Below are 19,019 nucleotides of genomic sequence, written 5' to 3'. Positions count from 1 at the left end.
GGCATCGATTGGCTATGAGCCGCCTATGAAACTTCACGTCCGCCATGTCACTGATTACCGCTACACCTTGCCGCTACGTTACGCGCTGCAAACACTGTGGCTAACGCCTTCGTCCGGCCCGTCTCAAAACGTATTGTTTTGGAGTGTCGGCGCGCCGAAAAAACTGTTTCGTCAGCAAGATGCCTTTGGTAATACGATTGAAGACTACACCTTGGTGGCGAGCGAGAGTGACAACGTTCGCTGGAGTCTGGTTAACGCTGCTGGCGATATTGAAACCTTGGGTGTGCCCGAATTCGTCGATGCACCTAATTTGCCCCAACCGTATTTCTATCTGCGCGCAACCGCACTGGCTGAGCCGCATTTCAAACTGGCTGAATTTGGCCGCCAATTTTTAGCCCAAAGTGTGGACGGCAGCGCTGACCTGCAGGCTTTGCTGGCCTTAAGTCAGGGTGTGGCGAATGCGGTGAGTTATCGTAAAAACAGCAGCAACGTCAGCACCACTGCCATGCAAGCATTCGAGGCCGGTGCCGGTGTTTGCCAAGACCAAGCCCACGTCATGGTTGCCGTCTGCCGTAGCTTGGGCTATCCAGCTCGCTATGTCAGTGGTTATTTCTACGCCGCAAACGAGCCCGATTTGGCCAGTCATGCTTGGGTCGATGTTTGCCTAGATGTCGCCTCGCGGCGCTGGGTCAGTATTGACGTGACGCACAGTTGCCTGATTGATCAGCGCCACATACGCCTCGCGATGGGGACTGATTACAACGCCTGCCCGCCGATTAAAGGCGTGCGGCAGGGCGGGGGTGAGGAAAGTATGACGGTAAGCATAAGCATCGTGCAGGTATGAGCATCTTTTGTATTTTCTCGCGACCATCATTTGTGAAATCATTGGGCTGAGATTTTTGCTTGACCCGGTGCAAGCCCTGTTAATCGGCTAATCCTATACTTGGTTTATCCCACACAACATTCGCCGCTCGTCACTGTGACTACCAAGCAGTGCGACGCGTAGCGTGCAAGAAAGTATCAATATGAATTCCCGATTAAAAATACAAGATCTCTCCTTGGCTAACAAAAGCATGGTGGCTCAGCTAATTAGCGAAGACGTGCTGCGAGAGAAGTATTTCAAAGGTAACGAACAATCGGCCTCAGATGTGTTTGATCGCGTAGCCAAGGCCCTGGCCAGCATTGAACTGCCGGAAAAGCGCGAGCAGTACGAGCAACTGTTTCGCCGCAACTTGGACCTCGGTGCCATCGGTGCTGGCCGCATCATGAGCGCTGCAGGAAGCGGCATACAGGCCACTTTAATTAATTGTTTCGTGCAACCCGTCGGCGACTGCATTCAAGGTGTAGATGATGCGGGTTATCCCGGCATTTACGAGGCCTTGCGCGAAGCCGCTGAAACCATGCGCCGAGGCGGCGGTGTGGGTTATGACTTCTCCCGTATCCGCCCACGCGGCGCGCGTGTTCTCGGCACGGCGTCTACGGCTTCTGGTCCTTGCAGCTACATCAATGTGTTTGACCAGTCCTGCGCCACGGTAGAGAGCGCTGGCGCCCGACGTGGCGCCCAGATGGGTGTGCTGCGCATAGATCATCCGGATGTGATGGAGTTCATCACCGCTAAACGCACGCCGGGTCGCTGGAACAATTTCAATGTCTCTGTCGCCGTGAGCGACGAGTTCATGAATGCTGTAGAACAAGATCAAACTTGGGACTTAGTCCATGTCAAGCAGCCCAATGCAGCTCTTTGTGCTGATGGTGCGCATCAGCGCAAGGACATGCTTTGGGTCTACCAGACGCTGCAAGCACGTGCGTTGTGGGATGCCGTTATGCGCTCGACTTATGACTTTGCCGAACCCGGTATTTTGTTTTTAGATCAAATTAACCGAGACAACAATCTGCGCGCCATAGAAACCATCAGCGCCACAAACCCGTGCGGCGAGCAGCCGCTGCCGCCTTATGGCTGCTGTGATCTTGGGCCTATGATTTTGACCGGCTTTGTACGCAACGCCTTCGCCAAAGACACGCAAGCCTCATTTGACTTTGAAAGTTTCGCCAGCGCTGTCGCACTGCAAGTCAGAGCTCTAGACAATGTGCTCGAACTCACACATTGGCCAGTGCCGGCTCAACAGGCAGAAGCCCAAGCTAAACGTCGTATTGGTGTTGGCTTTACTGGCTTGGGTGATGCGCTGGTCATGCTTGGTCTGCGTTACAGCTCACCCGAGGGCCGTGATACGGCAAAGCGGATTGCAGAGTGCATGCGCGACAGCGCCTACACCGCCTCGGTCGCCTTAGCACGAGAAAAGGGCGTATTCCCCTTGTTCGACGCCAAGGCTTATCTTGAGCCGGGTACTTTTGCCAGCCGCCTGCCGGATTATCTGCAAGCCTCGATTCGCAAACACGGCATACGCAACAGCCACTTGTTGTCGATTGCGCCTACTGGTACTGTCAGTCTGGCGTTTGCCGACAATGCGTCGAATGGAATCGAGCCCGCATTTTCTTGGACATACACGCGCAAAAAACGCGAGTCTAACGGCGGTCACACTGAGTATGAGGTGCAAGACCATGCTTGGCGTCTGTATCAAGCAATGGGCGGCGATGTCAAAAATTTACCTGATTACTTTGAGACTGCCTTAGCGCTTAGCGCTGAAGACCATATAGCGATGATGGAAGTGGTTCAGCCCTTTGTGGACACTGCCATCTCTAAGACCGTCAATATCGCGGTTGACTATCCTTATGACCGTTTTAAGAGTCTCTACCAACAAGCTTGGCGCGCCGGGCTAAAGGGCATGGCGACTTATAGACCCAATGATATTTTGGGCTCTGTGCTGTCTGTCACGCCCACAACATCCACTACGCCGGCTACGCCAACAGCTGTCGCTGCGATCGCTCCCGCTGTAGTGGCGGCGACTGCAGACCCAATGCGCAGCGTAATCGAGAGTCGGCCTAAAGGTGCGCTAGATGCGGTAGCTGAAAAAGTTGAATATTGGACGCACGAAGGTCAGCAGACTCTGTATCTGGTGGTGTCTTTCCTGCCTGTTGCACAGCAAGGAAGTTCGGCCACTTCTGATCGTGCGATTGAATTTTTTATGCCGGTTGGACAGAACGCGCAGTCGCAGCAGTGGATAACAGCCAGCATGCGCTTGCTGTCGCTGGCTGCGCGCGGCGGCTTTTTAGACCGGGCTTTGAGCGATATGCGCAAAGTCGCTTGGGACAGAGGTCCTGTCCGCTTAGGTCAGCGCACGCGTGAAGACGGTAGTTTGATACCTTTGTGGCATGACTCTGAAGTCGCAGCGATTGCTTACGCGGTGCAAAACATTCTCGAACGCCGTAGCGGCACGCCATCGTTGCCGGGAATTGATGCTGTGGCAGAAACGCCCGCATCCGGGCCCGGCGTAATGGCTGGCAAAAAGTGCGATGAATGCGGCGCACATGCGGTAATCCGCAAAGATGGTTGCGAGTACTGCACGCAGTGCGGATTTGTGGGCGCTTGCGGTTAAGGTGTTTTCTTGATCTTTGGTGCGCTGCTTTTAAACCGTTCTGATGTTGGTTTCTGCAATCAAATCAGAACTTGTAGTGATCGCCTTGGCTTTGAGTCGTAAATCTTAAGCTTCAGTTTTGATAACGACGACGATGTCTTTTGTCGCCGGTGTCTACTTTTTTTTCAATCTTAGCTACCTCGTCCTGTGGGAGGGTCATACCTTCCTCTAAATAGATCACCGGATAGCGGAGAACGACTTTAAGTAAAAAAACATATGCACTCGTGATACAAACAATTTACAGGCAATTCTCAACCGCGTTGTGTGACAAGTTAGAGTCATCGGTTGCAATCAGAATTCGGTGCTACAACTGTTTATTCTTTGGTTTTGAAAACAGCTCACGCTTGCTTTTAAGCAAGCTGTGATGCTCGACTTTTTTAGGCCTTATAACTGCTCTTAACCTTCACTCATATCAAGCGCTTACTGCATTGCAAAATTTGCAACGTGTGATTCGCCTAAATCAGTGGCAGAACTGATGGTTGGCGATGCGCATGAGTTCTTCTGGTTTGTGTATTCGGATGTGACGCTGCTTAACTGCTAACGTACCGTCCCGGGCAAACTTTGAAAAAGTACGGCTCACAGTTTCAAGTTTTAAGCCTAAATAACTGCCAATTTCTTCACGCGTCATGCGCAGCACTATTTCTGATTCTGAGAAGCCGCGTGCTTGCAAGCGCTGCGTTAAATCGAGCAAAAATGTTGCCACGCGTTCTTCCGCTCGCAGACTGCCTAAATGCAACATTACACTGGCACTGCGCACAATTTCGCGACTTAAAATTTTATACATATGGTGTTGAAACACGTCCATTTCCTGCGCGACTTTTAGTACGCTTTCATATTTAATGACGCAGACCTCCGCGTCTTCTAGTGCAATCGCATCACAGCTGTGTTCAGATTTAACAATACCGTCTAGACCTGTGATCTCACCGGCCATTTGAAAACCTGAGACCTGTTCACGACCATCTTTCGTAGCGACGCAAGTTTTGAAAAAGCCGCTGCGAATGGCATACAGTGAGCTAAATTTGTCCCCGTTCCGAAATAAGTAATGGCCGCGCTGTACGCGTTGCCTGACGGTGATTAACTCGTCAATTCGTGCATAGTCCTTGTCGTTGAGACCGGCTGGTATGCAAAATCCACGAAGATTACATTTTGAGTAAGTCACGGTATTGGATGGTTTATTCATGTGAATTATTTTTATCTGTGTGTGAATTTTTAACACTTTTTTTTTGAAAAACACATCATTTATTTTTAAGTCTGTTCATAGACCGTCATGGTCCGCAAATTGCTTTGAAAACAATCCCACTAAGCTCTTACAATCTGGCAGATTTAATTTGCGCAGTGATAAGCGGCGCAGCTCTTATAGTTACTTTTAAAGGACTCAGAACGTCATGAATAAGTATTTGTGGTCTATATCTTTATCAGTCATTGCGCTGACCGCCTGTGGCAAAAACGATGCACCTGTCGCGGCAAAGCCCGCGCCGGCCTTAGCCAGTGCCGAGGAAAAAATACTCAATGTCTACAACTGGCCAGACTACATAGCCAAAGACATGGTGGCTAATTTTTCTAAAGAGACCGGTATCAAGGTCAACTACCAAACTTTTGAGAACAACGAGGCATTGCAAGCCAAGTTAGTCGCCGGTAATTCGGGCTACGACATCGTGGTGCCGGGGGCAGTTTTTGCCAAGCCGCAAATTGACGCTGGCTTATTGCTAAAGCTCGATAAAAGCAAGCTCGCTAACTACACAAATTTAGACCCTGCCATCATGGCCAAGCTGGGCGCTATTGACCCGGGTAATGACTACCTAGTGCCTTGGGCTTGGAGCTTTACGACAGTGGCTATTAATAAGGCCAAGGTTGCCAAAGCACTCGGCACTATGCCTATGCCGGTCAATGCTTGGGAGCTGGTGTTTAATCCGCTCTACACCGCCAAACTAAAAACTTGCGGCATTGTGTTGCTCGACTCGCCCACCGAGGTGATACCGCCGGCTATGCATTACCTTGGTAAAAATGCCTATTCCAACGACCCGCTCGATCATCAAGCCGCTGGCGCCATGTTGGCCAAGGTTAGGCCAGACATACGCTTTTTCTCTAGCACCATGATTGATGACTTGGCCAGTGGCAAGGCCTGCGTCGCACTCGGCTGGGCTGGCGACATCAATATTGCGCGCGCCCGGGCGATTGAGAATAAAAATGGTAATGAGGTCGAGGCCTTGCTGCCGTCTACCGGTGGATTGATATTTTTTGACAATCTGGCCATCCCCAAAGACGCCAAACATCCGAAAAATGCACTCGCCTTCATAAACTATTTTCTCCAAGCCGATGTTGCCGCTTCGCTGACCAATGAGCTCGGCTACGCTACTGCCAACAAGGCTAGCTTGGCATTGGTTAAACCTGAAATAGCCAAGGACCCAACCGTTTTTCCTGATTCAACAAATCTTGAAAAAATGCTGGTACCGTCTAGCTTTAGCAACGCGGCACGCGAATCCATGAGCAATGTTTTTACCCGTTTTAAAAAAGGCTGATGACTTGAATGTCGCAAGCCCCATCCGCATTGGATAACTACACGCCCGAGTTTGGTCACGCGCCTGTCGCTGGATTTTTACGCACCGAAAAACTCGTCAAGCGCTACGACGGCGTTGCCGTGGTGGACGAAGTCAGTCTGTCGATTCGTAAAGGTGAGGTATTCGCCTTACTCGGCAGTTCTGGCTGCGGTAAGTCGACACTTCTTCGTATGTTGGCGGGCTTTGAAAAGCCTAGCGCCGGCAGCATTGTGTTGGGCGGCGCAAATATTGTGGGTTTGCCGCCGCATGAGCGGCCCATCAATATGATGTTTCAGTCTTATGCATTGTTTCCTCATCTCAATGTCTGGGACAACATTGCTTTCGGTCTTAAGCGCGAAGGCATGGACAAGGCTTCAATCGCCGTGCGTGTTGACGAAATGCTCACCCTGACGCAGCTTGAAAGCTTTGCCAAACGAAAACCGCATCAACTCTCAGGCGGCCAACAGCAGCGCGTCGCTTTGGCACGCAGTTTGGCTAAGAAGCCGCAACTGCTGTTGCTCGATGAGCCTTTGGGCGCGTTAGATAAAAAACTTCGTGAGAGAACGCAGTTCGAGCTGGTCAATATTTTGCAATCAGTAGGTGTGACCTGTGTGATGGTCACCCATGATCAAGATGAGGCAATGGCTATGGCCTCGCGTATTGCGGTGATGAGCCAAGGACGCGTTCTGCAAGTCGGAACGCCACGAGAAATTTATGAGCATCCGAATTGCCGCTTTGTGGCGGACTTCATCGGTAATGTCAATTTGTTCGAAGGCCAGTTAAGCCTTGATGAGCCTGATTGCTGTGAACTCACAACCAATTTAGGTGTGATTCACGTCGGTCATGGGGTGAGTGGCTCGCTAGGCATGCCGGCTGCCGTTTCTCTGCGGCCCGAAAAAATCCATCTTTCTAAATCTAGACCAAATGTTGACGTTAACTTGTTCACTGGCAAAGTGCGGGAAATCGCTTACTTTGGCAGCTACAGCAGCTTTCTTGTGGATACGGCTGTGGCCAATGCCAATGATGCTGTGCAGTCTTTGTCTCAAACAATAAGCATACGTATTACTCAGTCAAACACCGCGCGCCAAGACAGCAGCCCGATAGATAAGAACGACCAAGTGTATTTCTGGTGGGATGCGGCCTCGCCTGTGGTGTTAACGCTGTAGCGCCATGAGTTTGTTTAAGTATTTTCAGTTTCAACTTGGTCGGCGCTTTGTGATTGCCGTGCCGTTTTTTTGGTTGCTACTGTTTTTTGCGTTGCCATTTTTGATTTTGCTGCGTATCAGCGTGACTGATATGGGCAATGGGGTAGACCCATTTGCGCCACTCTTTGAAAGTGCGCCCAGCAGTTTGAAAATACTGCTTAAGCCACAAAACTACATCTCGATTTTCAGTGATGGCCAAAGCGACATCACGCTTTATTTGCAGGCCTATCTGACTTCGCTCAAATACGCTTTTCTCACTACTTTTTTCTGTTTGATTTTTGGTTATCCGTTTGCTTACTTTTTGGCACGTGCCAAACCCACGATTAGGCCAGCGCTCTTAATGCTGGTGATGCTGCCGTTTTGGACTTCTTTTTTATTGCGTGTGTATGCTTGGAAAGGTATTTTGGCTGACCAAGGCATTATCAATAACGCTTTGCTTGCGCTGGGCATTATTCATCAGCCTTTAATCATGCTTTATACCGATGTGTCTATGTTGATAGGCATGACTTATGTCTACATTCCTTTTATGATTTTGCCCCTGTATGCCAACTTGGTGAAGATGGACATGCGTTTGCTGGAGGCGGCACACGACTTGGGCGCTAGCGCTTGGTCTGCGTTTTGGTTGGTGACTGTGCCGCTCAGTCGTGGCGGTATTGTTGCCGGCTCTATGCTGGTATTTATCCCTTGTATCGGTGAGTTTGTGATTCCCTCTCTTTTGGGCGGGGCTGAAAACTTAATGATTGGTCGGGTTGTGTGGGACGAGATGTTTAGCAGTAATAACTGGCCGCGTGCTGCAGCGCTCTCCGTTGTGATGATTGTGCTTATCTTGTTGCCCCTGGCTCTGTATTACCGCTACAGCAATGCGAGTCAAGATGAAAGTCGGGTTTAACATGCGAGCACTGGATTACTGGTTGCAAAGAAACATGGCTCGCTTGTGGCTGGGCTTGGTGTTTTTGTTTCTGAATATACCGCTGATTTTTTTAATTGTTTTTTCATTCAATAGCACCCGGCAAGACGGTGTTTTTACCGGATTTTCTCTGCGTTGGTATCAGGCTTTGGTGGATGACTCTCAGCTTGTCGCCGGATTTTTTCTCTCGCTTAAGGTGGCTTTGATTACGGCTTGTTTCTCAGTGCTACTGGGTTGCTTTGCAGCTTTCGTACTGGTGCGTTACAAGCGTTTTTCAGGCCGCACCTTGTTTTATGGAATGGTCAATGCGCCACTGGTCATGCCTGAGGTCATTATTGGTTTGTCGCTGCTGCTGCTTTCTGTCGCAGTGCAACGCGCCATTGGTTGGCCAGAGCGCGGCGTGGCGACGATTGTCATAGGCCACACTTTGTTGGGCATGGCCTATGCGACGGTGGTGATTAAGTCGCGCTTGGCAGAGATGGATTTGTCGCTGGAGGACGCGGCCAAAGACTTAGGTTGCCGGCCCGTGCAAGTATTTTTTCTGGTTACTTTGCCATGTATCACACCTGCTTTGGTGTCAGCGTGGCTGCTTACTTTTACGCTGTCTTTTGATGATGTGGTGATTTCAGAATTTTTATCTGGCCCAGGCGTGACAACGCTGCCACAGGTTATTTTTAGCTACGCCAGACGCGGCCTGAATCCTTCGGTTTATGCTGCCGCTACGCTGCTGATTGCAACGGTGTCTATAGGCATCATTGTTTACAGCCTGCTTATGCTGCGTCGGCAAAGGCGGCAAAGACTGGAACAGCAAGAAAAGTGACTTAAAAAAACTAGCGACGCGAGGCCGGCAAGGTCGCGAGCAACACGCCTGCCAAAGCGATCGCAAATGCCAGACCCTGCACTCGGTTAAGTTGCTCTCCTAGCACCAGTACACCGACAGCCGCTGCGCTAACCGGTAGTAGTACTGTGAAGATACCGGCTTGACTTGCCGCCACCAGCTTAAGACCTGTCATCCACAACCAAACAGTCCATACGCTGGCTGACATGGCGTAGAACATCAGTAGCAACCAGCTGTGAAGCTGAACCGCGCCAAAATCAAAGTCTATTGCTACCCACAAGCCAAAGGGTGTGACAAGTGCAAAGCCCCAAAGGTTTATTAATGATGTGATTCGCTTGGGGCTTAGCACGCCGGTGAGCTGTTTACCAATCACGGCGTAAGCGGCCTCGCAAAGTACCGCTGCCATCAAGAGTAAATTGCCTAGCCAAGCTTGGCTGTTTAGCGGTTGAGAAGTCTCTAAACCTTGATTCTTTGACAGCGAAACCAAGCTGATTCCTAGCACTGCACAGGCCACTGCAGCCCATATTCGCAGACTTATTTTCTCGCGCAAAATGATCCAGCTAAGAAGGGCCACTGCGGCGGGAATGGCGGCCATGATGACGCCCGCAGCCAAAGCGCTGGTCAGGCTCACCCCGTACAGCATGCAAATGGAGAACAGGAAATTGCCTAGAAAAGATTCAAGAAACAATAGGCGCTTGGTGAGCTGTGTCATGGGCGCTTCAAAGGCCGGCTTTTTAAGCCAGCGCAGCATGGCTGCTGTGCCTATACCAAAACGTAGCCAAGCCAGCAAAAAGACGGGCAGGGCAGCAACCAAGGGTTTGGAGAGGGCTACATAGCTGCCAACCAGAGTCATGCTCAAGGCGAGACAGGCAAAGGCGGCGAAGCGATTCATCAATTTTTTCTGTATTGCGTTAATTAATCGAGATTGTGCCGTTTAAATTTCATATTCAACATAGTGCTTTTTATAATATGAAAAATTTAATTGTTGCGCTGCAAAAATATTTCTCGATATAAGAGACGACATTTTGTATTGTGGCAAAAGCAAAAATAACTGTTGATTTAATTGAATTTAATTTTTATCTTATATAAGACATAAGAGTAAAAATAGTCTTGTAGAAGACTTAAACTAGACCCAGACCAGAAATCAAATCGTTTAGTTTCAAACTCTTCTTAACCTACGGAGCGCACCATGACCCAACACCATACTGAAGTATCAAGCCGCGAAGAACAAATCGCCGCCCTTGAAAAAGACTGGGCAACCAACCCCCGCTGGAAAGGCATTAAGCGCGGTTACACGGCAGCGGATGTGGTTCGTCTGCGCGGCTCCTTCCCAATCGAGCACACCTTGGCTCGCCGCGGTGCCGAAAAGCTTTGGAATTTGGTTAACACAGAAGCCTATGTGAACTGCCTTGGTGCTCTGACGGGTGGTCAAGCCATGCAACAAGTTAAGGCTGGCGTGAAAGCCATTTACCTGTCGGGATGGCAAGTCGCTGCAGATAACAACGGCTACGCCGCTATGTACCCAGACCAATCTTTGTACCCAGTCGATTCGGTGCCAAAAGTCGTTGAGCGTATCAACAACACGTTCCGCCGTGCGGACGAAATCCAACATGCCAAAGGCATTGACGCTGGCGACAAGGGCTATATCGATAACTTCGCCCCCATCGTTGCCGATGCTGAAGCTGGTTTTGGCGGCGTGCTGAATGCATTTGAATTGATGAAAGCCATGATTAATTCTGGCGCTGCTGGTGTTCACTTTGAAGACCAACTCGCATCAGTTAAAAAATGCGGTCACATGGGTGGCAAGGTGTTGGTGCCTACTGCAGAGGCTTGCCAAAAGTTGATTGCGGCCCGTATGGCAGCTGACGTTTGCGGCGTACCTACTTTGGTGATTGCCCGTACTGATGCAGAAGCTGCTGACTTACTCACCAGCGACTACGACGAAAACGACAAGCCATTCATTACCGGCGAGCGCACAGCAGAAGGCTTTTACAAAACCCGTAAAGGCATGGACCAGGCGATTAGTCGCGCTATTGCTTATGCCCATTACGCTGATTTGGTCTGGTGCGAGACTGGCACGCCTGACCTTGAGTTCGCCAAGAAATTTGCCGAAGCAGTGCACAAAGTTCACCCCGGAAAAATGTTGGCCTACAACTGCTCGCCGTCGTTTAACTGGAAGAAAAACCTTGACGATGCAACCATTGCCAAGTTCCAGAAAGAACTAGGCGCCATGGGTTACAAGTACCAGTTCATCACCTTGGCCGGCATTCATTCGATGTGGTACAACATGTTCGACTTGGCGCAAGACTATGTAGCACGCGGTATGACGGCTTACATTGAGAAAGTGCAAGAGCCAGAATTTGCAGCTCGTGATCGTGGCTACACATTTGTGTCCCATCAGCAAGAAGTCGGCACTGGTTACTTTGACGAAGTAACGACTGTGATTCAGGGCGGAAAGTCCAGCGTTACTGCATTGACAGGTTCAACCGAAGAAGAGCAGTTCCACTAAAAATCTTTAATGCGCTCTGATGACTTAGAGCGTTGATTGGTCAAAACCCGGCGAGCATTAAGATGCTTTTGCCGGGTTTTTTATTTTGCTTTTATGGCCTTTAGTGGGCTTGTGACATGTCTATCAGGCTGCTTAATCAAAGGGTGGGCAAAGCTGCCGTAAAATACATGCATGTTTGCTTTTCTACTGCCAACCCCATCGACTTGTCTTTTGACATTGCAGCGAACTCGACGCTCACACGCCTCAACTGATTAAGCCCTGCCGGCCAAGCCAGTTAACTAGTTTTGAGTCATCAAACTAAATTACTCTTCGGATAACTTTCATAGCGCGGCAGGTTCCGCGCTTTTTGTTGTCTCCAACGCTCTAAAGTCCATTACATGATTCAGATCACGCTTCCAGACGCATCACAGCGCGAATTTCCTCAGGCCGTTACCGTGGCTGAAGTCGCTGCCTCCATTGGCGCAGGCTTGGCTAAAGCTGCATTGGGCGGCAAAGTCGACGGTAAAGTGGTTGACACCAGTTTTCTGATCGAAAAAGACAGTGCCCTTAGCATCATCACCGCCAAGGATGCGGACGGCCTAGACTTGATTCGCCACTCTACCGCTCACTTGTTGGCCTATGCCGTCAAAGAATTGTTCCCCGATGCACAGGTGACGATTGGCCCGGTGATTGAAAACGGTTTCTTCTACGACTTTTCCTACAAGCGCCCCTTCACGCCCGACGATTTGATCGCTATCGAAAAGCGTATGACCGAACTCGCGGCCAAGGACGAAGCCGTCACACGCCGCGTATTGCCACGCGACGCGGCAGTGGAGCATTTCAAAAGCCAAGGTGAGTTTTACAAAGCTGAGATTATTGCCAGCATCCCAGCAAACGAAGATGTCTCGCTTTACCGCGAAGGTGATTTTGAAGATTTGTGCCGTGGCCCGCATGTACCCAGCACCGGCAAGCTTAAGTTTTTCAAGCTCATGAAGTTAGCTGGTGCCTATTGGCGCGGTGACCACAAAAACGAGATGCTGCAACGCATCTACGGCACGGCTTGGGCGACTAAAGATGACTTGCAAAACTACTTACTTCAACTAGAAGAAGCTGAAAAGCGTGACCACCGTAAGTTAGGCCGAGAGCTGGATTTATTTCACATTGATGATCACGCGCCCGGCCTAGTCTTTTGGCATCCCAAGGGTTGGACTATTTGGCAAGGCGTTGAGCAATACATGCGCAAGGTCTACCAAGACAATGGATATCAAGAGGTCAAAGGCCCACAAGTTATAGACAAGACTTTGTGGGAGAAAACAGGTCACTGGGACAAGTACCGCGACAACATGTTCACGACCGAGAGCGAAAAGCGTGAATATGCGCTCAAGCCTATGAACTGCCCCGGTCACATTTTGATTTTCAAGCAAGGCATTAAGAGCTACCGCGATTTGCCATTGCGTTATGGCGAGTTCGGTCAATGCCATCGCAATGAGCCTTCGGGCGGTCTGCACGGCATCATGCGTGTGCGTGGTTTTACCCAAGACGACGGCCATATTTTTTGCACTGAGTCGCAAATTCTCAAAGAATGTGTCGACTACACAACCTTGCTGCAAAAGGTCTACACCGACTTTGGTTTTAAAAACATCATTTACAAAGTCGCGACGCGTCCAGAAGCCCGTATTGGTTCAGACGAAAGTTGGGACAAAGCCGAGCATGCCTTGATGGAAAGTCTGCGTGCATCCGGTTGCGAATTTGAAGTATCTCCAGGCGACGGTGCGTTCTACGGACCTAAGATCGAATACACGTTAAAAGACGCGATTGGCCGTCAGTGGCAGTGCGGCACTATGCAAGTCGACTTCTCAATGCCCGAGCGACTCGATGCTGAATACGTGGGCGAAGACGGCGCCCGTCACCGACCTGTCATGCTGCATCGCGCGATTGTTGGCAGCCTTGAGCGCTTCATCGGAATACTGATTGAGGAGCACGCTGGCGCGATACCTACTTGGCTAGCGCCGGAACAAGTTTGCGTACTTACGATTACAGATGCACAAGCTGATTACGCACGCGAAGTGGCAAAGACACTGCAAAATCAAGGGATAAGAGTCAAATTAGATCTCAGGAACGAGAAAATAACGTATAAAATACGAGAGCACTCGTTACAAAAGCCCCCTTATATTCTTGTTCTTGGTGACAAGGAAAAAGAAGCCGGCGCAGTAGCAGTAAGAGCCCGCGGTAATAAAGACCTTGGCGTCATGTCACTAGCAGCATTTGCAGCGCAAATCGCTACGGACATTGCACAAAAAACCTGATCAGATTTAACGCTCAAGCAAACATTGTTGAGCGTTTTTGGTTCATCTTTATCATCTCATTGGGCAAAGCCGCTATAGCTTTTATAGCAAGCATTGAAGGACAAAAACCATCGCTACAGAATTTCGTGACCGTCGTCACCGCGAAGAACGCAAGCACCGCTTGAACCGTGAAATCATGGCTCCCGAAGTGCGTCTCTCTGGCCCCGATAACGAGCCTTTGGGCATCGTCAATTTGATGGAGGCATTGCGTCTAGCAGGTGAATATGATGTTGATCTGGTGGAGATTTCTCCAACAGCGGTTCCACCCGTTTGTAGATTAATGGATTACGGCAAGTTCAAATATGCCGAGCAGAAAAAAGCGGCGGACGCCAAATCCAAGCAAAAAGTTATCGAGATTAAGGAAATTAAATTCCGCCCCGGTACTGATGATGGTGACTACAACATCAAGTTGCGAAATATCAAGCGTTTTCTAGATGATGGCGATAAGTGCAAGATTACTCTGCGCTTTCGTGGTCGGGAAATTACTCACCAAGAAATCGGTTTGGCTTTACTTGCACGTATTCGTGATGAGCTCGCCGATCTGATATTGGTTGAGCAGTTTCCAAAACTAGAAGGTCGTCAAATGGTCATGATGATTGCACCGGGTCGTAAAAAACCAGGCGCCAAACAGTCAACAGAAGCTGCTGCTAGCACTTCTTAATGCGGCGCATAAAAATTAAAAGGGCTGGCTGTAAAGCTATCCCTTAAAGTCAGAGTAGAATCCGTCTTTCGACTGAAGAAAGCCATGCGCTTTTTTCGCCAAGGCTGCGGGCAGCGAGAAGCTAAAACTTCTCGGAGCTGGCGGCCTTTATAAGTGTCTCGGGGCCGTCAAGTCTGCGTAGGTTCGCAGCGCCTCACGAGCACAAATCAAAAGGAGCATTTATATGCCCAAAATGAAGACCAAGAGCGGCGCTAAAAAGCGTTTCCGAGTTCGTCCAGGTGGCACGGTCAAACGTGGTCAAGCCTTCAAACGTCACATTCTGACTAAGAAGACCACCAAGAACAAGCGTCAATTGCGTGGATCAGTAGCTGTTCATGAGACCAATATGGGTCACATGGCACAGATGCTTCCAGGCCGTGGCATTTAATTTAACAACGTTCAGGAGTAATTAAATGCCTCGCGTCAAACGTGGTGTAACGGCTCGCGCCCGCCACAAAAAAATCATAGCCCTTGCAAAAGGTTTTCGCGGTCGCCGCGGTAATGTCTTCCGCGTCGCTAAAGAAGCGGTAATGAAGGCTGGGCAATATGCCTACCGTGACCGTCGTACCAAGAAACGTGTTTTCCGCCGCTTGTGGATTGCCCGTATCAATGCAGCCAGCCGTTCGTTCGGCATCACCTACAGCCAGTTCGCTAACGGATTGCGCAAAGCCGGTATCGAGATTGACCGTAAGGTTTTGTCCGATATGGCGATTCACGACAGTGCCGCATTTGGCGCCATCGTCGACCAGGTCAAAGCCAAATTGGCTGCTGCCTGATTTTCAAACCTAGTTGCTGTCTGATTCATAGCGGCTGGTAAGAAAATAAAGGGCCAGAGCTTGAAAAGGCTCTGGCCCTTTTTTCATTCAGGCCTGCCGGCTCTATCACCCGCAGCTGCCTACGCAGCACAAAATGCATACAAGAATTCAGAAATAATTTATGACCCAAGACTTAGCCCTGAATGAATTGGTGACCAGCGCCAAAGCCAGTTTTAATCTCGCCGCCATGCCGGCCGATCTGGAAAATGCCAAGGCCCAGTTCCTCGGCAAAGCCGGCCGCATCACCGAATTGATGAAGGGTTTGGCGCAGCTGCCCGTTGATGAGAAAAAGTCGCGCGGTGCGGCTATCAATCTGGCCAAACAGGCGATTGAAGCGGCTTTAAATGAGCGTCGTCAAGCACTAGCCGACGCTGAGCTTGACCTACAACTCAAAGCTGAAGCCCTAGACGTGAGCTTGCCCGGCCGCCAGCGCGCGCAAGGCGGATTACACCCTGTGTCACTCACGCTAGAGCGCATAGAAGCCATATTCGGTTCCATGGGTTTCGATGTTGCCCAAGGGCCAGAAATAGAAACCGACTGGTTTAATTTCACCGCGCTCAATACGCCTGAAGATCATCCGGCTCGTTCCATGCACGACACTTTTTATGTCGAAGGCGGCACTGAGTCTGCACCTAATTTACTGCGCACGCACACCAGCCCGATGCAAATTCGTTACGCCGTGCAGCATGTTAAAAAGCACCGCGCAGCTATTGATGCTGGCGAACGCATGCCAGAAATTCGTGTCATCGCTCCAGGTCGCACTTACCGTGTTGACAGCGACGCGACGCATTCACCCATGTTCCACCAGTGCGAAGGCCTGTGGATTGGTGAGAACGTGAGCTTTAAAGATTTGAAATATGTGTTCACGGATTTTTGCCGCACATTTTTTGAGTCTGATGACTTGGTGCTGCGCTTTCGTCCCAGCTTTTTCCCTTTCACCGAGCCCAGTGCAGAGATAGACATACAGTTCCAAACCGGCCCACTCGCCGGCCGTTGGTTGGAGGTGGCAGGATCGGGTCAAGTCCATCCCAATGTAGTGCGCAACATGGGGCTTGATCCTGAAAAATACATCGGTTTTGCTTTTGGTATGGGGCCAGATCGTTTGACTATGCTGCGTTACGGCGTGAATGACTTACGCTTGTTTTTTGACGGTGATGTGCGCTTTTTATCGCAATTCTCATCCTGATTAAATCCAAAAAAATAAGCTGAAAGCACATAATGCAATTTCCTGAATCCTGGTTGCGCGAATTTTGCAACCCCTCTTTGAGCACTGAACAACTCGCTCACACCTTGACTATGGCTGGCCTAGAAGTCGAAGAACTCAAGCCTGTTGCTCCGCCGTTTAACCATATTGTGGTCGGTCAAATCGTCGATGCACAACAACACCCGAATGCCGATCGTCTGCGCATTTGTCAGGTTGATGTGGGCCGTAGTGATTTTCTAAGCATTGTTTGTGGTGCGCCTAATGCGCGCGTTGGTATTCGAGTGCCTTGCGCACTAGTTGGCGCAGAACTACCACCCGGTGAAGACGGCAAACCTTTCTTGATAAAGTTGGGAATGTTGCGCGGTGTTGAAAGTCAGGGCATGTTGTGCTCAGCTCGCGAGCTAAAACTCAGCGAAGATCATGGCGGCCTAATGGAGTTGGCTGATGATGCCCAACCCGGTCAAGATATTCGTGAGTATTTAAAGCTCGACGACACTTTATTCACGCTCAAACTCACCCCAAATTTGGCGCATTGCTTGAGCATTTACGGCGTAGCCCGTGAGGTCTCTGCGTTGACCGGTTCACCACTTAAAGCGCTGAGTTTTCCAAGCGTTGCGGTTGGCGATGAAAGTCGTTTGTCCGTCAAGATCAGTGCCCCCGATTTGTGCGGCCGTTTTTCGGGTCGTGTGCTGCGCAGCGTTAACACTAAAGCGGTGACACCTACTTGGATGGTGGACAGGTTGGCGCGTTGCGGCCAACGCAGCGTGACTGCATTGGTCGATATTTCTAACTACGTGATGTTTGAGTTGGGCCGACCTACACATATTTTTGACCTTGACAAAATTCATGGTGGCCTCGATGTGCGTTGGGGAAAAGCCGGTGAGACGCTTAAATTACTTAACGGCAATACCGTCACAGTTGACGAAAAAGTCGGTGTCATTGCTGACGATATTCAAGTCGAATCTCTGGCTGGCATCATGGGTGGCGACGCGACTTCGGTTACGGATGAGACGCAAAATATTTACGTCGAAGCCGCCTTTTGGTGGCCTAAAGCTATTGCTGGCCGATCACGCCGCTACAATTTTTCTACCGATGCGGGTCATCGTTTTGAGCGCGGTGTAGATGCAGGTCACACCACTGAACATCTAGAACGCATCACGCAATTAATTCTTGATATCTGCGGCCTGCCTGAGACGGTTTGCGGACCCATGGACGATATTCAGGTCAACATCCCCAAGTCAGTGCCAGTCACATTACGTGTCGCTCGTGCCGCCAAGGTTTTGGGTATGCCGGTCTCGCAGGCTCAATGTTTAGATGCTTTGCAGCGCTTGGGTTTAGACGTCAAAGAAGGGGAGGGCACTTTAACAGTAACCCCGCCAAGCTTTCGCTTTGACTTGCAAATCGAAGAAGACTTGATTGAAGAAGTCGTGCGCATGTTGGGCTACGATAATTTGCCAGCTACACCGCCGCTTGCGCCCATCACCGCTAGGGTTCGCCCTGAGTCAGAGCGTAGTCCGTTCGCTGTGCGCCGCGCACTGGCTGGTTTGGGTTATCAAGAAACGATTAATTTTAGTTTTGTGGAAGAGCGCTGGGAGCACGAACTCGCTGGCAACGCCAACCCAATCAAACTGCTCAATCCGATTGCTAGCCAGATGAGCGTGATGCGTTCTTCGTTGTTGGGCTCATTGCTGCAAGTGCTTAAGTTTAATCTTGACCGTAAAGCACCGCGCATAAATGTGTTTGAACTAGGTCATGTTTTTTTGCGTGATGCGAATAGCCAGAACACGGATACCACGGTGGCCGGATTCAACCAGCCCATGCGTATAAGTGGTTTAGCCTATGGTCCACGTTCACCCACGCATTGGGGGCAAGCGGATAAAGCCGTCGATTTCTTCGATATCAAAGGCGATGTGCAGGCCTTGCTCGCACCTTTGCAAGCCGAGTTTTCACCTGCAGAACATCCTGCGATGCATCCTGGACGCTGCGCTTGCGTAAGCCTCAATGGCAAGGCTATTGGTTTTGTGGGTGAGCTTCACCCTAAGTGGCGTCAGAGCTACGAATTGGCGCTTGCGCCGCTGCTGTTTGAGCTTGACTTGGAGGCGGTGCTGCAACGCCCAGTGCCTGAATTCTCGCCTGTCAGCAAGTTGCAACCAGTCGAGCGCGATATTGCTGTAATCGTCGCTGAAAGTGTTACCCATGCTGACTTGGTGCGTACTATCAATGGCGCACAAACCCAAGGCCGCTTGCTGCGTGCCCAACTATTCGATGTCTACCGGCCCGTGGCTGGCAATACCAGTTTGCAAATGGGTGAAAAAAGCTTGGCAGTTCGACTTATTCTTTCGGGCGGTACAGCTACACTGACTGAGGATGATATTGAGTCTGCTGTGCAGTCCGTGCTCACCAGCTTACAGCGTGAATTACAAGCACGCTTGCGCGCATGATGGATA

Annotated in this window: 15 protein-coding genes; 13 read left to right on the top strand and 2 right to left on the bottom strand. The window is 50.2% G+C overall.

Annotation, left to right across the window (positions count from 1 at the left end; genetic code table 11):
- Window positions 1-25 precede the first annotated feature (25 nt).
- Together HC248_RS09680 and HC248_RS09675 are read left to right on the top strand one after the other, a co-directional pair.
- The gene (locus tag HC248_RS09680; RefSeq protein ID WP_168922319.1) at window positions 26-844 is read left to right on the top strand and encodes a transglutaminase family protein; all 819 of its coding nucleotides are present in this window, start codon (window positions 26-28) and stop codon (window positions 842-844) included.
- A 181-nt stretch (window positions 845-1,025) separates the two neighbouring features.
- The gene (locus HC248_RS09675) at window positions 1,026-3,494 is read left to right on the top strand and encodes an adenosylcobalamin-dependent ribonucleoside-diphosphate reductase (RefSeq protein WP_168922318.1); all 2,469 of its coding nucleotides are present in this window, start codon (window positions 1,026-1,028) and stop codon (window positions 3,492-3,494) included.
- 499 nt (window positions 3,495-3,993) lie between these two features.
- Here HC248_RS09675 and HC248_RS09670 read toward each other — a convergent pair whose 3' ends face one another.
- Entirely contained in the window at window positions 3,994-4,713 is a 720-nt protein-coding gene (locus HC248_RS09670) for a helix-turn-helix domain-containing protein (RefSeq protein WP_168922317.1), read from the bottom strand.
- Window positions 4,714-4,918: 205 nt separating this feature from the next.
- Here HC248_RS09670 and HC248_RS09665 point away from each other — a divergent pair, with 205 nt between their 5' ends.
- The 4 genes from HC248_RS09665 to HC248_RS09650 are packed head-to-tail and all read left to right on the top strand — an operon-like array spanning window position 4,919 to window position 9,002.
- The gene (locus tag HC248_RS09665; protein ID WP_168922316.1) at window positions 4,919-6,052 is read left to right on the top strand and encodes an extracellular solute-binding protein; all 1,134 of its coding nucleotides are present in this window, start codon (window positions 4,919-4,921) and stop codon (window positions 6,050-6,052) included.
- 8 nt (window positions 6,053-6,060) lie between these two features.
- Window positions 6,061-7,236, top strand: a complete 1,176-nt coding sequence (locus tag HC248_RS09660; protein WP_168922315.1) for an ABC transporter ATP-binding protein — start codon at window positions 6,061-6,063, stop codon at window positions 7,234-7,236.
- Window positions 7,237-7,240: 4 nt separating this feature from the next.
- The gene (locus HC248_RS09655; protein ID WP_168922314.1) at window positions 7,241-8,164 is read left to right on the top strand and encodes an ABC transporter permease; all 924 of its coding nucleotides are present in this window, start codon (window positions 7,241-7,243) and stop codon (window positions 8,162-8,164) included.
- A 1-nt stretch (window position 8,165) separates the two neighbouring features.
- Window positions 8,166-9,002, top strand: coding sequence for an ABC transporter permease (locus HC248_RS09650; RefSeq protein WP_168922313.1), 837 nt, complete (start codon window positions 8,166-8,168; stop codon window positions 9,000-9,002).
- A 10-nt stretch (window positions 9,003-9,012) separates the two neighbouring features.
- On the opposite strand, the gene HC248_RS09645 is transcribed toward HC248_RS09650, so the two are convergent.
- Window positions 9,013-9,912, bottom strand: coding sequence for a DMT family transporter (locus HC248_RS09645; RefSeq protein ID WP_168922312.1), 900 nt, complete (start codon window positions 9,910-9,912; stop codon window positions 9,013-9,015).
- Between the two features lie 297 nt (window positions 9,913-10,209).
- On the opposite strand from HC248_RS09645, the gene aceA reads away from it, so the two are divergent.
- The 7 genes from aceA (at window position 10,210) to pheT (ending at window position 19,013) form a co-directional block, all read left to right on the top strand.
- Window positions 10,210-11,529, top strand: coding sequence for an isocitrate lyase (aceA, locus tag HC248_RS09640; RefSeq protein WP_168922311.1), 1,320 nt, complete (start codon window positions 10,210-10,212; stop codon window positions 11,527-11,529).
- A 377-nt stretch (window positions 11,530-11,906) separates the two neighbouring features.
- Window positions 11,907-13,814: a threonine--tRNA ligase gene (thrS, locus tag HC248_RS09635; protein WP_168922310.1), complete on the top strand. Its 1,908-nt coding sequence runs from the start codon at window positions 11,907-11,909 to the stop codon at window positions 13,812-13,814.
- Window positions 13,815-13,923: 109 nt separating this feature from the next.
- Window positions 13,924-14,514, top strand: a complete 591-nt coding sequence (infC, locus tag HC248_RS09630; protein ID WP_168923775.1) for a translation initiation factor IF-3 — start codon at window positions 13,924-13,926, stop codon at window positions 14,512-14,514.
- A 223-nt stretch (window positions 14,515-14,737) separates the two neighbouring features.
- Window positions 14,738-14,941 carry a 50S ribosomal protein L35 gene (gene rpmI, locus HC248_RS09625; protein WP_011802230.1) on the top strand — a complete coding sequence of 68 codons (204 nt, stop codon included), beginning with the start codon at window positions 14,738-14,740 and terminating at the stop codon, window positions 14,939-14,941.
- 25 nt (window positions 14,942-14,966) lie between these two features.
- Window positions 14,967-15,329 (top strand): 50S ribosomal protein L20, encoded by a 363-nt coding sequence (gene rplT / locus HC248_RS09620; protein ID WP_168922309.1) that lies wholly within the window; start codon window positions 14,967-14,969, stop codon window positions 15,327-15,329.
- Between the two features lie 160 nt (window positions 15,330-15,489).
- Complete coding sequence (gene pheS, locus HC248_RS09615) at window positions 15,490-16,554, top strand: phenylalanine--tRNA ligase subunit alpha (protein ID WP_420371981.1); 1,065 nt, start codon at window positions 15,490-15,492, stop codon at window positions 16,552-16,554.
- Window positions 16,555-16,586: 32 nt separating this feature from the next.
- Entirely contained in the window at window positions 16,587-19,013 is a 2,427-nt protein-coding gene (pheT, locus tag HC248_RS09610; RefSeq protein ID WP_168922308.1) for a phenylalanine--tRNA ligase subunit beta, read from the top strand.
- Window positions 19,014-19,019: the final 6 nt, after the last annotated feature.

Origin of the sequence: Polaromonas vacuolata, from assembly GCF_012584515.1 — a bacterium.
Lineage (GTDB): Bacteria > Pseudomonadota > Gammaproteobacteria > Burkholderiales > Burkholderiaceae_C > Polaromonas > Polaromonas vacuolata.
Note: the sequence above shows the minus strand (reverse complement) of the source record. Positions and strands in the feature narration are given on the sequence as shown.

Bases quoted from the DNA above. Each gene is read 5' to 3' on its own strand.
- HC248_RS09680 (WP_168922319.1), top strand. From the start codon at position 26: ATGAAACTTCACGTCCGCCATGTCACTGATTACCGCTACACCTTGCCG.
- HC248_RS09675 (WP_168922318.1), top strand. From the start codon at position 1,026: ATGAATTCCCGATTAAAAATACAAGATCTCTCCTTGGCTAACAAAAGC.
- HC248_RS09670 (WP_168922317.1), bottom strand. From the start codon at position 4,713: ATGAATAAACCATCCAATACCGTGACTTACTCAAAATGTAATCTTCGT.
- HC248_RS09665 (WP_168922316.1), top strand. From the start codon at position 4,919: ATGAATAAGTATTTGTGGTCTATATCTTTATCAGTCATTGCGCTGACC.
- HC248_RS09660 (WP_168922315.1), top strand. From the start codon at position 6,061: ATGTCGCAAGCCCCATCCGCATTGGATAACTACACGCCCGAGTTTGGT.
- HC248_RS09655 (WP_168922314.1), top strand. From the start codon at position 7,241: ATGAGTTTGTTTAAGTATTTTCAGTTTCAACTTGGTCGGCGCTTTGTG.
- HC248_RS09650 (WP_168922313.1), top strand. From the start codon at position 8,166: ATGCGAGCACTGGATTACTGGTTGCAAAGAAACATGGCTCGCTTGTGG.
- HC248_RS09645 (WP_168922312.1), bottom strand. From the start codon at position 9,912: ATGAATCGCTTCGCCGCCTTTGCCTGTCTCGCCTTGAGCATGACTCTG.
- aceA (WP_168922311.1), top strand. From the start codon at position 10,210: ATGACCCAACACCATACTGAAGTATCAAGCCGCGAAGAACAAATCGCC.
- thrS (WP_168922310.1), top strand. From the start codon at position 11,907: ATGATTCAGATCACGCTTCCAGACGCATCACAGCGCGAATTTCCTCAG.
- rpmI (WP_011802230.1), top strand. From the start codon at position 14,738: ATGCCCAAAATGAAGACCAAGAGCGGCGCTAAAAAGCGTTTCCGAGTT.
- rplT (WP_168922309.1), top strand. From the start codon at position 14,967: ATGCCTCGCGTCAAACGTGGTGTAACGGCTCGCGCCCGCCACAAAAAA.
- pheS (WP_420371981.1), top strand. From the start codon at position 15,490: ATGACCCAAGACTTAGCCCTGAATGAATTGGTGACCAGCGCCAAAGCC.
- pheT (WP_168922308.1), top strand. From the start codon at position 16,587: ATGCAATTTCCTGAATCCTGGTTGCGCGAATTTTGCAACCCCTCTTTG.